Annotated in this window: 10 protein-coding genes; 8 read left to right on the forward strand and 2 right to left on the reverse strand. The window is 72.0% G+C overall.

From position 1 onward, the window contains the following. Window positions 1–31: 31 nt before the first annotated feature. Complete coding sequence (locus ACFY5C_RS19375) at window positions 32–1,723, forward strand: DAK2 domain-containing protein (protein ID WP_389445708.1); 1,692 nt, start codon at window positions 32–34, stop codon at window positions 1,721–1,723. Between the two features lie 34 nt (window positions 1,724–1,757). Here ACFY5C_RS19375 and ACFY5C_RS19380 read toward each other — a convergent pair whose 3' ends face one another. Both ACFY5C_RS19380 and ACFY5C_RS19385 read right to left on the reverse strand, forming a co-directional pair. Then, window positions 1,758–4,730 (reverse strand): tetratricopeptide repeat protein, encoded by a 2,973-nt coding sequence (locus ACFY5C_RS19380; RefSeq protein WP_389445711.1) that lies wholly within the window; start codon window positions 4,728–4,730, stop codon window positions 1,758–1,760. Then, window positions 4,727–6,565 (reverse strand): HSP90 family protein, encoded by a 1,839-nt coding sequence (locus ACFY5C_RS19385; protein ID WP_389445714.1) that lies wholly within the window; start codon window positions 6,563–6,565, stop codon window positions 4,727–4,729. The genes ACFY5C_RS19380 and ACFY5C_RS19385 overlap by 4 nt, the downstream gene beginning before the upstream one ends. Before the next feature lie 190 nt (window positions 6,566–6,755). Between ACFY5C_RS19385 and recG the strand changes: the two genes are divergently transcribed. From recG to rnc, 7 genes are all read left to right on the forward strand, one after another. After that, entirely contained in the window at window positions 6,756–8,963 is a 2,208-nt protein-coding gene (gene recG / locus ACFY5C_RS19390; RefSeq protein WP_389445716.1) for an ATP-dependent DNA helicase RecG, read from the forward strand. Between the two features lie 124 nt (window positions 8,964–9,087). Continuing rightward, a complete protein-coding gene (gene rsmD / locus ACFY5C_RS19395; RefSeq protein ID WP_389445719.1) occupies window positions 9,088–9,675 on the forward strand; it encodes a 16S rRNA (guanine(966)-N(2))-methyltransferase RsmD in 588 nt (195 codons plus the stop codon). 26 nt (window positions 9,676–9,701) lie between these two features. Further along, window positions 9,702–10,181, forward strand: a complete 480-nt coding sequence (coaD, locus tag ACFY5C_RS19400; RefSeq protein WP_328422970.1) for a pantetheine-phosphate adenylyltransferase — start codon at window positions 9,702–9,704, stop codon at window positions 10,179–10,181. A 58-nt stretch (window positions 10,182–10,239) separates the two neighbouring features. Then, the gene (locus tag ACFY5C_RS19405) at window positions 10,240–11,340 is read left to right on the forward strand and encodes an ATP synthase F0 subunit B (RefSeq protein ID WP_389445721.1); all 1,101 of its coding nucleotides are present in this window, start codon (window positions 10,240–10,242) and stop codon (window positions 11,338–11,340) included. A 138-nt stretch (window positions 11,341–11,478) separates the two neighbouring features. Next, a complete protein-coding gene (locus tag ACFY5C_RS19410) occupies window positions 11,479–12,117 on the forward strand; it encodes a YceD family protein (protein ID WP_389445723.1) in 639 nt (212 codons plus the stop codon). Window positions 12,118–12,119: 2 nt separating this feature from the next. Continuing rightward, window positions 12,120–12,293, forward strand: a complete 174-nt coding sequence (gene rpmF, locus ACFY5C_RS19415) for a 50S ribosomal protein L32 (RefSeq protein WP_015657589.1) — start codon at window positions 12,120–12,122, stop codon at window positions 12,291–12,293. 7 nt (window positions 12,294–12,300) lie between these two features. Further along, window positions 12,301–13,134 carry a ribonuclease III gene (rnc, locus tag ACFY5C_RS19420; RefSeq protein ID WP_389445726.1) on the forward strand — a complete coding sequence of 278 codons (834 nt, stop codon included), beginning with the start codon at window positions 12,301–12,303 and terminating at the stop codon, window positions 13,132–13,134. The last annotated feature ends 21 nt before the right edge of the window (window positions 13,135–13,155 follow it).

The following is a 13,155-nucleotide window of genomic DNA, read 5'->3' on the forward strand; positions in this document are numbered from 1 at the left end:
GTGCCACGGCCGGCAGCTCAAGGAGGCGCAGGTGGCGCAGGTGCCGCAGACATTCTTCGATGCTCTCGCGGTGCGCACCTGGTGCGGCCTCGCGCTGGAGTCACTCGGTCGGGCGCGCGAGGAGATCGACGCGATCAACGTCTACCCCGTGGCCGACGGGGACACCGGGACGAACCTGTACCTGACGGTGGAGTCGGCGGTCGCAGCGGTGGAGGCCGTGTTCGCCGCGTACGACGTGGGCAAGCCCACCCTCGCGGACGCCGCCCGCGCGATGGCGCACGGGGCCCTGATCGGCGCCCGCGGGAACTCCGGGACGATCCTCGCCCAGCTGCTGCGCGGCATGGCTCAGGTGCTCGCCGCCGAAGGTGAGACGGCTCACACCGATGGCTCCGGCCTCCGGCTCGCCCTGCGGCAGGCCGCGGACTCCGCCCGGCAGGCTGTGGCCCACCCCGTCGAGGGAACCGTCCTCACGGTCGCCTCGGCAGCCGCCGACGCGGCAGGCGGGGCCGCGCACGACGACTGCGGGGCCGTCGCGCGGGCGGCTTACGAAGGCGCGCGCGTGGCGCTGGCCGAGACGCCCGGGCAACTGGCGGTGCTGGAGCGTGCGGGGGTCGTCGACGCCGGCGGACGGGGACTCCTGGCGGTGCTGGGCGCGCTGGTGGAGACGTTCACGGGGGAGGCCGCGGCCCCGGTGGCCCACCAGGTCGCCGGGACGCACGCGCGTGTGCAGGGCGGTCCACCCGATGACGGGACCCCTCACGCCGGCGCCGAGGACTGCACCGACGCCGTCGCGGCGGGCGCGCCCGCGTTCGAGGTGATCTACCTGCTGGAGGCCGAGGACGCGGCCGTGGCGCGGCTGCGGGGGCGGCTCGACGCCCTCGGGGACTCGCTCGTGATCGTCGGCGGTGACGGGCTGTGGAACGTGCACGTGCACGTCGACGACGCCGGGGCCGCCGTGGAGGCCGGCGTCGAGGCCGGGCGGCCGTACCGGATCCGGATCACCCACTTCGGTGCCGGGGACGTGCACACCACGGGTGCCGAACGGCCGCCCCGGGAGCGGGCCCAGCGCGCCGTCGTCGCCGTCGTGCCCGGCGAGGGCCTGGCCGGGCTGTACAGCGAGGCCGGCGCGACCACCGTCCTCGCGCGCCCGGGGGAACCGCCCGCGAGCGGGGAGCTCGTGCAGGCCGTACGGCGGGCCCACGCGCGTGAGGTCGTGCTGCTGCCCAATGACGCCGAACTGCGCCACACCGCGGCCGCGGCGGCCGAGCAGGCCCGCACCGAGGGCATCCGCGTGGCACTGATCCCCACCCGCTCCGCAGTGCAGGGCATCGCGGCACTCGCCGTGCACGAGCCGGACCGCCGCTTCGACGAGGACGTCGTGTCGATGACCTCGGCGGCCGGCGCGACCCGCTACGCCGAGGTCGCCGTCGCCGAGCGCCAGTCCTGGACCATGGCCGGCATCTGCCAGGCCGGCGACGTCCTCGGCCTCATCGACGGGGACGTGGCCGTGATCGGGACGGACGTCACGGCCACCGCCGAGACCGTCCTCGACCGCATGCTCTCGGCCGGCGGTGAACTCGTCACCCTCGTCCTCGGCGACGAGGCGCCCGAGACGATCGCCGAGCACCTCGAAGCACGCGTGCGCGAGTCGTATCTCGCCGTCGACACCGTGGTCTACCGGGGCGGGCGGCAGGGGGCGCTGCTGCTCATCGGCGTGGAGTAGCGCCACGCCGAAAGGCCCCGGTTCCGGCCGGGAGCTACGCCCTGCCCTGCTCCGCGTCTGCCTGCTCCTGCACCACGTGGAGCATCTGGGCGGCCTCCGCCCGCCGCTCCTGCGCCGCCTCGTCGTCCTCGTCGTGGCCGTCGTACGCCACCAGCACCGCACGCGCGCGTGCCGCGGCCTCGGCCGGGCGGCTCAGGTCGGCCTCCAGCCAGCCCGCGGCGAGTTCGGCGCCGGTGCGGCTGTGCAGGGCCTCCCCGCCGAGGGAGGCGAACACCGCGACGGCCCGCGTCACTTGGGCCAGGGCCTCCTCCAGCGCGGTCCGGATCGACTCGTCCTCGGCGTCCTCCGCGGCCGAGCGGGCGAGCAGGTCACCGAACTGCCGGTGGGTGTGGCCGAGTTCGGCGACCAGGCGTTCGCGCGCCGCGTCGTCGTCGACCGCCTCCAGCGCCGCCCTGCACTCCTCGACCGCGCTCGCCATCAACGCGGACGCCGTGTCCGACCTGCCCTCCGCGTCCTCCACCCGCAGCGCCAGCCACGCGCGGGCACGCAGGGAGCGGATCAGGCCGTGCACATTGCCGAGGGTGCGCCACAGCGCGCCCGCTCGGGCGTACGCCTGGTCCGCCTCGGTGTGCCGGCCCGCGTGGCCGAGAGACTCCGCGGCGAGGTGGGCCAGGGTGGCGTGGTCGTGCTGCTCGGGCCAGTGCCGGGCGATCTCGGCCGCCTGCAATCGGCGTTCGGCCGCCTCGCGGTGCTCGCCGAGCTCGCTCAGGCAGTCGCCGAGCCACCACTGCGTCTGGACGACCGCGCCGTCGCCGTGCGTCTCGGCGCTCAGGTCGGGCAGCGCCGACTCCAGCACCTCGGCGGCCTCGGCGAACCGTCCCTGACGCAGCAGGAACCCGCCCAACTGCTGCCGCGCCCAGGCGCCCAGCGTCCGGCTCTCGCCCGCCTCGTCGGCCCAGTGCGCCGCCTGAAGAGCGTGCTCGGCGGCCTCCTCGGACAGCCCCCGGCCGCCGAGCACCTCGGCCAGCTGGAGGTGCAGCTGGGCCCGCCCCGTCGCCTCCAGGTGCGGCCCGCCGTGCTCCAGGGCCGCCCGCAGCGCCCGCTCGGCCTCCGCGGTGTCGCCGAGATGGTGCGCGAGCCCGGCCAGCCGGGCCTCATACTCCACCGCGAACCATGGCAGCCCGGCCCCGACGAACTCCGCCGAGGCCCGCGCGAACAGCTCCGCTGCCCCCTCCACGTCCCCGGCCAGCGCGGCCAGCTCCGCGAGCATCGCCCGGGCCTCCGCGACCCGCGAGGTCAGCCGTACGTCGTCCCCGGTCTGCCCCTCGACGAGCGCGAGCACCTCGCGGGCGGCAGCCTCGGCGTCGGGCACGACGCGCTCCTGCACCGCGCCCTCCGCCTCGTGCACCCGCCGCATCAGAATCCGCGCCCGGCTCATCAGCACGGCCGCCGTCTGACGTACGCCAGTGCCGTCCTCGGCGTACAGCGCGAGAACCCGGTCGTACAGGTCGGCGATCGCCGTGAGGGCCTGCGGCACCTCGCCGGTGAGAGCGCTTACATACGCTCCACGCGCGCGGGCCGCCAGCGCCTCGCCTGGATCGCCCGCCGCCGCATACAGCTCGGCGGCCTCCTCGAAGAGGGGGATGCCCTCGGGGCCCAGGTCCATCGCCCGGTGGTCGGCGATCTCCGCGCGGTCGAGGGGGTGCAGCTCGACGCCGTCAGCGGCGCGGGAGACGGCCGCCCAGGCCTCGATGGCGTTGGGCTGAAGGGTGTCCGACAGCCGCCGTGCCTCGGCGAGCAGCGCGGGCAGGTCGGCCTGCGCGCCGGTGCCCTCGGAGCCGCCGGGTGCGGCGGCCGCAGCCGGTGCGGGCAACGCCACCGCCTGCGGCCGGGCAGCCGTACGCACCCCCAGCGGCAGCCGCTCCACCAGTGGCCGCTGCGCCATACGCGCGCGTGCCCGCTCGCTGACGTGCTCCGTGCCGTTGCGCTCGTCGAAGCCCGCCGCCAGCGCGAGGGCCTGCGCACGCGCGTGTGCGGCGAGTTCACGGGCGGTCCAGTCGCGGCCCGCCGGCCCCGGAACCCGCTGCTCGGCCAGCCCCAGCTCGGTCAGGCGGTCCATGAGCAGCGCCACGACCGCCATGAACTCCAGCTTGCTGCGTGGATGCCCGGTGTCCGTGAAGTACGCCGGCCGCTCCGCGAGCAGCTCCAGGCCGCGCGCCTCGTTGCCGGTCAGCACGCAGAACTCGACGTGGTCCGCGTAGGCGCCGCGCATGCTCTCCATGGCCCGCACGAGCCTGAAGCCCCGCAGATGGTTGGCGCGGGCCTCGTCCACGCGGCCCAGGCGCAGCAGCGGCGCCAGGGAGGACGCGAGGACCGTGTGCGGCTCGTGGGCGCAGGCGAACTCGCCCTCCAGGACCGGCGCCCACAGCTCGAGCGCCTCCGTGTCCCGGCCCCGCTCGGCCTGCCACCAGCCCTGCCCGTGCAGCTCGCACGCGTGGCAGTCGGCCATGCTGTCCCGGTCGGCCGCCAGCCAGGCACCGTAGGCCCGCTCGGCCCGCGCCATGTCACCGACATGCGCGGCCACACTGAACTCGGCGCTGCGCACGGCCCGTTCGGAGTGCCCGGCGAGCCGGTAGCGGTGCTCCATCTCGCCGAGCCACTTCTCGATCGACGCGAGCGGGATGTGCGGCTGGTCGAGCATGCCGGACGACATCCACTTGAAGACCCAGTGCAGCGAGTGCGTCTCGTACTCGTCGAAGTCCTCGGGCCGCTCGTCCCACATGCGCAGCAGACGCGCGAAGGGGACGAACATCTTGTCCTTCTCGGAGCTGTAGTTGTAGACCTTCAGCTGGTGTCCGAGCGCCTCGATCACGGCGAGCGGGATGCCCAGCTTCTCGGCCTCGGCGAGCAGCTGCTCCGCGCGCGCGTTGCGGGCGGGCCCCTCCGGTTCCTCGGAGTTCTCCGCCATCGCCCGGCGCAGCGAGTCGAAGTCCGTGATGTCGCTCATCGGCGGCCCTCCTCGCCGTTCGTGGCCCACTCCAGCAGGCCGATGAAGGCCCGGTTCAGCAGCGCCGAGTCCGCCGGCCTGAGCGGGCGCTGCGCCATCAGCAGGGCCTGCCCGTAGAGGGACTCGGTGGCGGTGCCGATCAGCTCCGGATCGCCCAGTGAACTGATCCGCCGGATCAGCGGGTTGAGGTGGTTGAGCACCAGACGCGCGCGTGGCGCGCTGCCGCGCAGCGAGCCGAGGATGCCCGCCCACAGGTCGTCGGCCTGCTCCTCGGCCTCCGCGCGCGCCTGCTCGTGCCGGGCCGCCCGGTCGTCCAGGTGCAGCGCGGGCACGGAGAGCGGATGGAAGGCCCGCAGCACGACGTCACAGCCCAGCGGGTCGAGCTTCGCCCGCGCGGCCGCCAGGAAGCCGGCAAGGGCCAGCTCCTCGGCCGGGTCCACCGAGTCCAGATGGGCGGTCACGGTGTCCGCGTCCAGCTCGGCGACGACCGTCCCCGGCCGCACCGACGGCAGCGCCTCGACCAGCTCGCTGTCGTACGTGTAACCGCCGTTGATCACCCCGACGCCCTGCGCGGACGCGATCGGCGCGACCTGCCGGTACTCCTCGACGGTCCGGGTGAAGTGCACCACCGGGTGCCGCTGCGCGAACTCCTCCAGGGACAGCCGCCCGTCGGACGTCTCGAAGGGCAGCCACGGCAGCATCGTGCGCAGCATCTCCTTGTCGTGCCGCGCGAGCGACTTCACGCCCAGATGGTGCACGGACAAGAACGCCGCCAGCCGTTCCGGATCGCCGGCCGCCAGCCCCGTCAGCCAGGACCGAATCCTTTCGCCGAGTGCTTCCCGTACGCCCGCCAGCGTCTCGTCCTCGTACAGCGACTCGCGTGAGGCCGTCGGCCGCAGGCTGTCGGTGTCCAGGACACAGCGCACGAAGAACGCCCAGTCGGGCAGCAGCTGTTCGGCGCGCTCGGTCAGCAGCATGCCCTTGAGGTGGACGCGGTGACCGGCCCGCTGGGCGGGGCTGACCGCCGACGGAAGGACGTACGCGACGCCGCGGACCCCCGCGAGCGGCACGTCCAGTTCGATCGAGTCCAGCGGTGTGAAGCCGAACAGGTCGTGACAGTGCCGGGCCAGGGCCACCCTGCGGTTGGCGGGGGAGGGGTACGGCCGGTCCCAGGGCGCGGGCAGGTCGGTGACCGCCTCGTCGCCGACCCGGACGTCGTACGGCAGCAGCGAGCCGAAGTCCCGCGCCAGCGCGAGAACCCGGTCCTGCGCAAGCCACTCCCCGGCCCCGGCCCGCGCCACCAGGTGCACGGTGGTTCCCGGTTCGGCGCGGGCGTCGTCCGGCAGCGTCCGCACGGTGTACGAACCGTCGTCCGTCGCCGTCCACTCCACGGGGGCCGCGTCCGGCGTACGAGCGCTGCGGCTGACCACCCGGATGCGCTCGGCGACCACGAAACAGGCCAGCAGACCGATGCCGAACTGGCCGAGGAAGTCGGACCGGGCCTCCTGAAGCCCCTCGGCCCGCTTGGAGCTACGGCCGATGGTGGCGAGGAGGTTGTGCACGTCCGCCTCGGTCAGTCCGACCCCGGAGTCCTCGACCCGCAGGGTGCCCGACTCGGCGTACAGCCGGACCTTGGCGGGCGCGTCCGGCTCTTCGGCGCGTCTGGCGGTGATGGCGTCGACCGCGTTCTGCAGCAGCTCCCGAAGGTAGACCTTCGGGCTGGAGTAGAGATGGTGGGAGAGCAGGTCCACCAGACCGCGCAGGTCGACCTGGAACGTATGAGGTGACTGGGACGGCTGGGGAGCCTGGGATGACTGTGAGGTCTGGGAGTCCATCGTCGCTGCGCCGGTGGGGGGACTTCGCGACGGCGCGGGGTCGGGCGGTCCCGGTGAGGCGGTGACCGCGAAAGGATGGCCGGAGCGCGCCATCCTAGGGCCGAAACGAGCCGTCTGACCAGGGGTTTCCGGGACGTTTACCCGCACCGCCGCCCTGACCTCTACGGCATTGTCAGTGCCGTGGTGTGGAATGGATCTCGTGCCCGCACTGGAAGAACCACTGAAGAAGGTGCTCGGCCCTCCCACCGCGAAGGTGATGGCCGAGCACCTCGGCCTGCACACCGTCGGCGATCTGCTGCACCACTACCCGCGCAGATACGAGGAGCGTGGCCAGCTCACCCACCTCGCCGACCTCCCCATGGACGAGCACGTCACGGTGGTCGCCATGGTCGCCGACGCGCGCCTGCACACCTTCGCCTCCAGCAAGGCCCCGCGCGGCAAGGGCCAGCGCCTTGAAGTCACGATCACCGACGGCAGCGGCCGGCTCCAACTGGTCTTCTTCGGCAACGGCGTTCACAAGCCCCACAAGGAGCTCCTGCCGGGCACCCGTGCGATGTTCGCGGGCAAGGTCTCCGTCTTCAACCGCCGCCTCCAACTGGCGCACCCGGCGTACGAGTTGCTGCGCGGCGACTCGGAGGAAACGGTCGAGACATGGGCCGGCGCCCTCATCCCGATCTACCCCGCCACCGCCAAGCTGGAGTCCTGGAAGATCGGCAAGGCCATCCAGACGGTCCTGCCCAGCGCCCAGGAGGCGGTCGACCCCGTCCCGGCCGCTCTGCGCGAGGGCCGCGGCCTGGTTCCCCTCCCCGAGGCCCTCCTCAAGATCCACCGCCCCCACACCAAGGCGGACATCGAGGATGCCCGCTCCCGCCTCAAGTGGGACGAGGCCTTCGTCCTCCAGGTGGCCCTGGCCCGCCGCCGCCACGCCGACGCCCAACTCCCGGCGGTCGCCCGCAAACCCAAGCCCGACGGCCTCCTGAGTGCCTTCGACGACCGGCTCCCCTTCACCCTCACGCAGGGCCAGCAGAAGGTGTCGAGGGAGATCTTCGACGACCTGGCCACCGAACACCCGATGCACCGGTTGCTCCAGGGAGAGGTGGGCAGTGGCAAGACGATGGTGGCGCTGCGCGCCATGCTCGCCGTCGTCGACGCGGGCGGGCAGGCCGCCATGCTCGCGCCCACCGAAGTGCTCGCCCAGCAGCATCACCGGTCGATCGTCGAGATGATGGGCGAGCTCGCCGAGGGCGGGATGCTGGGCGGGGCGGAGCAGGCCACGAAGGTGGTCGTGCTGACCGGGTCCATGGGCGCCGCCGCCCGCCGCCAGGCGCTGCTCGATCTCGTCACCGGCGAGGCCGGGATCGTGATCGGCACACACGCGCTGATCGAGGACAAGGTGCAGTTCCACGACCTCGGCCTGGTCGTCGTGGACGAACAGCACCGGTTCGGCGTGGAGCAGCGCGACGCCCTGCGCGGCAAGGGCAAGCAGCCTCCCCACCTCCTGGTCATGACGGCCACGCCCATCCCGCGCACGGTCGCCATGACCGTCTTCGGCGACCTGGAGACCTCGGTCCTCGACCAGCTCCCGGCCGGCCGCTCACCGATCGCCAGCCATGTCGTCCCGGCCGCCGACAAGCCCCACTTCCTGGCCCGCGCCTGGGAACGCGTGCGCGAGGAGGTGGGCAACGGCCATCAGGCGTACGTCGTCTGCCCCCGCATCGGGGACGAGGAGGACGACCCGAAGAAAGCCGGCAAGAAGAAGTCCCCGGAGGACGAGGCGGAGAAGCGCCCGCCGCTCGCCGTCCTGGACGTGGCGGACCAGCTTGCCAAGGGGCCTCTCCAGGGCCTCGCGGTCGAGGTCCTGCACGGCCGTATGCACCCTGACGACAAGGACGCGGTGATGCGCCGGTTCGCCGCCGGCGAGACCGACGTCCTGGTCGCGACGACGGTCATCGAGGTCGGCGTGAACGTCCCCAACGCCACCGCGATGGTGATCATGGACGCCGACCGCTTCGGCGTCTCCCAGCTCCACCAGCTGCGCGGCCGGGTCGGCCGAGGCTCCGCTCCTGGCCTCTGCCTCCTGGTCACGGAGATGCCGGAGGCCAGCCCGGCCCGCCAGCGCCTGGGCGCGGTCGCCGCCACCCTGGACGGCTTCGAACTCTCCCGCATCGACCTCGAACAGCGCCGCGAGGGTGACGTCCTGGGCCAGGCCCAGTCCGGGGCACGTTCCTCGCTGCGAGTCCTGGCCGTCATCGAGGACGAGGAGATCATCGCGGAGGCGCGGGAGGAAGCGGCGACGCTGGTTGCTGCCGATCCGGAGCTGACGGGACTTCCCGGCCTGCGGACGGCCCTGGACGCCCTTCTGGACGACGAAAGGGAGCAGTTCCTGGAAAAGGGGTGAGCGGCGTCGCCCCGGAAGGGGCGCGGGGCTGCGTCGACATGCGGCTCCGCCGGGCGGGCGCGAGCAACCACGACGGACCTGCTGCCACACTGAACCCGTAACCACCCCCGAACAAGGACCCAAGATGACCCGCGTGATCGCCGGCACGGCCGGCGGACGTCGCCTGGCCGTCCCGCCAGGGACCGGTACCCGCCCGACCTCCGACCGCGCACGCGAAGGTCTCTTCTCCACGTGGCAGTCCCTCCTCGGCGGCCCCCTGGGAGGCGAACGCGTCCTCGACCTCTACGCCGGTTCGGGCGCCGTCGGCCTGGAGGCACTCTCCCGCGGCGCCGGCCACACCCTCCTGGTCGAGGCCGACGCCCGAGCCGCCAGGGTCGTCCGCGAGAACGTGAAGAGCCTCGGACTCCCCGGCGCCGAGGTCAGGTCGGGCAAAGCCGAACAGATCATCCAGACCCCGGCGCCGACCGAGCCGTACGACCTCGTCTTCCTCGACCCCCCGTACGCCGTCTCGGACGACGATCTTCGGGAGATTCTCCTCACACTCCGCTCGGGGGGCTGGCTCGCGGCCGAAGCGCTCGTCACCGTGGAGCGCAGCACCAGAGGCGGAGAGTTCCGGTGGCCGGACGGTTTTGAAGGGATCCGGGCCCGCCGTTACGGCGAGGGAACGTTTTGGTACGGTCGCGCCGCCTCCACGTGCGAAGACGCACGATGACCGGACCCGAGAGCGAGGGATCACAAGTGCGCCGAGCCGTATGTCCCGGGTCGTTCGACCCGATCACCAACGGACACCTCGACATCATTTCCCGCGCCTCCAGGCTGTATGACGAGGTCTACGTCGCCGTCATGATCAACAAGGCCAAGAAGGGCCTGCTCGAGGTGGACGAGCGGCTCGACCTGATCCGCCAGGTCACGGCCGAGTACGGCAACGTCCGCGTGGAGGCCTTCCACGGCCTGCTCGTCGACTTCTGCAAGCAGCGCGACATCCCGGCCATCGTCAAGGGCCTGCGTGCCGTCAGTGACTTCGACTACGAGCTGCAGATGGCCCAGATGAACATCGGCCTGTCGGGCGTGGAGACGCTCTTCGTCCCGACCAACCCCACCTACAGCTTCCTGTCCTCCTCGCTGGTCAAGGAGGTGGCGACCTGGGGCGGCGACGTCTCCCACCTCGTGCCGCCGGTGGTTCTGGAGGCCCTCAACAAGCGCCTGCGCAAGGACTGATGGGGCTACAGTCGTCCCGTCCGTCTCCATCACAGCTGTAGAGAGTGGCGAGCACACGGTGGACGTGCAGAAGAAGCTCGACGAGATCGTCGCCTCGGTCTCAGGTGCCCGGTCGATGCCCATGTCGGCCTCGTGCGTGGTCAACCGCGCCGATCTGCTCTCGATGCTGGAAGAGCTCCGTGCGGCCCTGCCCGGCTCCCTCGCCCAGGCTCAGGAGCTGATCGGGGGCCGTGAGCAGATGGTCGAGCAGGCCCGCCAGGAGGCCGACCGGATCATCCAGGGCGCGCACGCCGAGCGCGGTTCGCTGATCTCCGACACCGAGGTCGCCCGCCGCTCCCAGGCGGAGGCCGACCGCATCCTCGCCGAGGCGCGCAAGGAGGCCGAGGACATCCGCGCGGAGGCCGACGACTACGTCGACTCCAAGCTCGCCAACTTCGAGGTCGTCCTCACCAAGACCCTCGGCTCCGTCGGCCGGGGCCGCGAGAAGCTCCTCGGCACCGGACCCGGCACCGACGAGCACGGCTACGAGGACGAGGACGCCCCCGAGCGCAGCCACGACCCGGAGACCCTGCGCCGCAACGCCGACGACTACGTCGACGTCAAGCTCGGCGCCTTCGAGGCAGTGCTGGCCAAGACCCTGGAGGCGGTCGGCCGCGGCCGGCAGAAGCTGCACGGCCGTATCGCCAGCGACGACCTCGGCGCCCTCTCCGACGACACCAGCACCGTCCAGCACTCCAGCGACGCCGACTACCTGGCCGACCTGGCCGCGCTCGCGGAGCAGGACGCCTCGGCGGCTCCGGCGGCGCCCACCGAGCAGCCGGCCGCCGTACCGGCCCAGCAGCAGTACGACCAGCAGGCAGCGCAGCCCGCGTACGGCTATCAGCAGCAGACCGCGGACCCGTACGCCGGCTATCAGCAGCAGTACGCGGGCCAGCAGGATCCTTACGGCTACCAGCAGGCCGATCCCTACGCCTACCAGGGCTACGACCCTCAGCAGGCTGTCTACGACCCGCACCAGGCCCAGCACGCCCAGCATCAGGTCCCGCAGCAGGCCGCACAGGACGGCCAGGGCTACGCCCTCGACGAGACCAGTCTCTTCGACACGAGCATGATCAGCGCGGAGCAGTTGCGGGCCTACGAGCAGGGGCGCGGCCAGTAAGCAGCCACCGGATTGGGCCATGAGCGAAAGGTCCAGTATCCTGGCTCTTCGGTCGCGTGTACGTCCGCGATCAACGCTGCCCGGGATCATTCAAGGGCAGTAACCCCCTGAGCTCAGCAGATCGAAAGCAGGAATGGCGTGACAGCCCGCCTCGACCACCGCAACCCTCTCGTGTTCGACACGCACGAGCTGGGTCGGCGGCCCGGTGCGCTCCAGCGCCTGACCCGCACGGTCGACGCCCCCAAGGATCTCGGTATCCAGGGCGTCATCGGAGTGCCGGAAGGCGCCCCGATGGAGCTCGAACTCCGACTCGAGTCGGTCATGGAAGGGGTGCTTGTCACAGGCACCGGCCGTGCACAGGCCGAGGGGGAGTGCGTAAGGTGTCTGGAGCCGCTTCAGCTCGACGTCGAAGCGGAATTCCAGGAGATGTTCTCGTACCCTGACGCCGACGACCGGGGCCGTCACAGCACGGAACCCGGCGACGACGCCGAGGACGACGAGGACAGGCTCTTTCTCGAGGACGGCTTGTTCGACCTCGAACCAGTGCTGCGTGATGCGGTGGTGCTCGCACTGCCGATGCAGCCGGTGTGCCAGGACGACTGCCCTGGACTGTGCGCCCAGTGCGGAGCACGTCTCGCGGACGACCCGGACCACCACCATGACGCCGTCGACATCCGTTGGGCGGCACTGCAGGGACTCGCCGAGACCATGACGGACGGCGAGAAGGACGAGATGAGCGGCGCCGAAGCGGGCGTCGACGAGAAGCAGGAGAAGTAGCCGTGGCTGTTCCGAAGCGGAAGATGTCGCGCAGCAACACGCGCCACCGCCGGTCGCAGTGGAAGGCTGCGGTCACCCCCCTGGTTGCGTGCGAGCGCTGCCACGAGCCCAAGCAGCAGCACATTGCGTGCCCGTCTTGCGGCACCTACAACAAGCGCCAGGTCCTCGAGGTCTGAGCGGCTGGTGAGAGGCACTGTGTCCACTGCCAAGAAGGCGGAAGACGCCCAGGCGGACCCACACGCCCGTAAAAAGGCGGACAACCAGGCCTCGTCCCACACGCTGTTGGAAGGGCGGCTCGGGTACAAGCTCGAGTCCGCCCTTCTGGTGCGTGCGCTGACCCACCGTTCGTACGCGTACGAGAACGGCGGCCTGCCCACCAACGAGCGCCTGGAGTTCCTCGGGGACTCCGTCCTCGGCCTCGTTGTCACGGACACGCTGTACCGCACCCACCCCGACCTGCCCGAAGGCCAACTGGCCAAGCTGCGGGCCGCGGTGGTCAACTCTCGTGCGCTGGCGGAGGTCAGCCGCGGGCTCGACCTGGGTTCCTTCATCCGGCTCGGCCGCGGTGAAGAGGGCACGGGCGGCCGGGACAAGGCGTCCATCCTTGCCGACACCCTGGAAGCGGTGATCGGCGCGGTCTATCTCGACCAGGGCCTGGACTCGGCGGCGGAGCTGGTGCACCGCCTGTTCGACCCCCTGATCGAGAAGTCCTCGAACCTCGGAGCCGGCCTGGACTGGAAGACCAGTCTCCAGGAGCTCACCGCGACCGAGGGGCTCGGCGTGCCCGAGTACCTGGTCACGGAGACCGGCCCCGACCACGAGAAGACCTTCACTGCTGCCGCCCGCGTCGGAGGCGTCTCGTACGGCACCGGCACCGGCCGCAGCAAGAAGGAGGCGGAGCAGCAGGCCGCGGAATCCGCGTGGCGGGCCATCAAGGCCGCCGCGGAGGAGCGCGCCCGCAAGTCGGCGGCCGATGCCGCCGAGCCCGGCGCCGATGCGTCGTCGGCCTCCGCCTGACCGAACAGCGCGATCCGAGCG

Origin of the sequence: Streptomyces sp. NPDC012935, from assembly GCF_042900345.1 — a bacterium.
Lineage (GTDB): Bacteria > Actinomycetota > Actinomycetes > Streptomycetales > Streptomycetaceae > Streptomyces.

Excerpts from the sequence above, each read along its gene's own strand:
- ACFY5C_RS19385 (WP_389445714.1), bottom strand. The coding sequence starts at position 6,565 with ATGGACTCCCAGACCTCACAGTCATCCCAGGCTCCCCAGCCGTCCCAG.
- recG (WP_389445716.1), top strand. The coding sequence starts at position 6,756 with ATGGATCTCGTGCCCGCACTGGAAGAACCACTGAAGAAGGTGCTCGGC.
- ACFY5C_RS19380 (WP_389445711.1), bottom strand. The coding sequence starts at position 4,730 with ATGAGCGACATCACGGACTTCGACTCGCTGCGCCGGGCGATGGCGGAG.
- rsmD (WP_389445719.1), top strand. The coding sequence starts at position 9,088 with ATGACCCGCGTGATCGCCGGCACGGCCGGCGGACGTCGCCTGGCCGTC.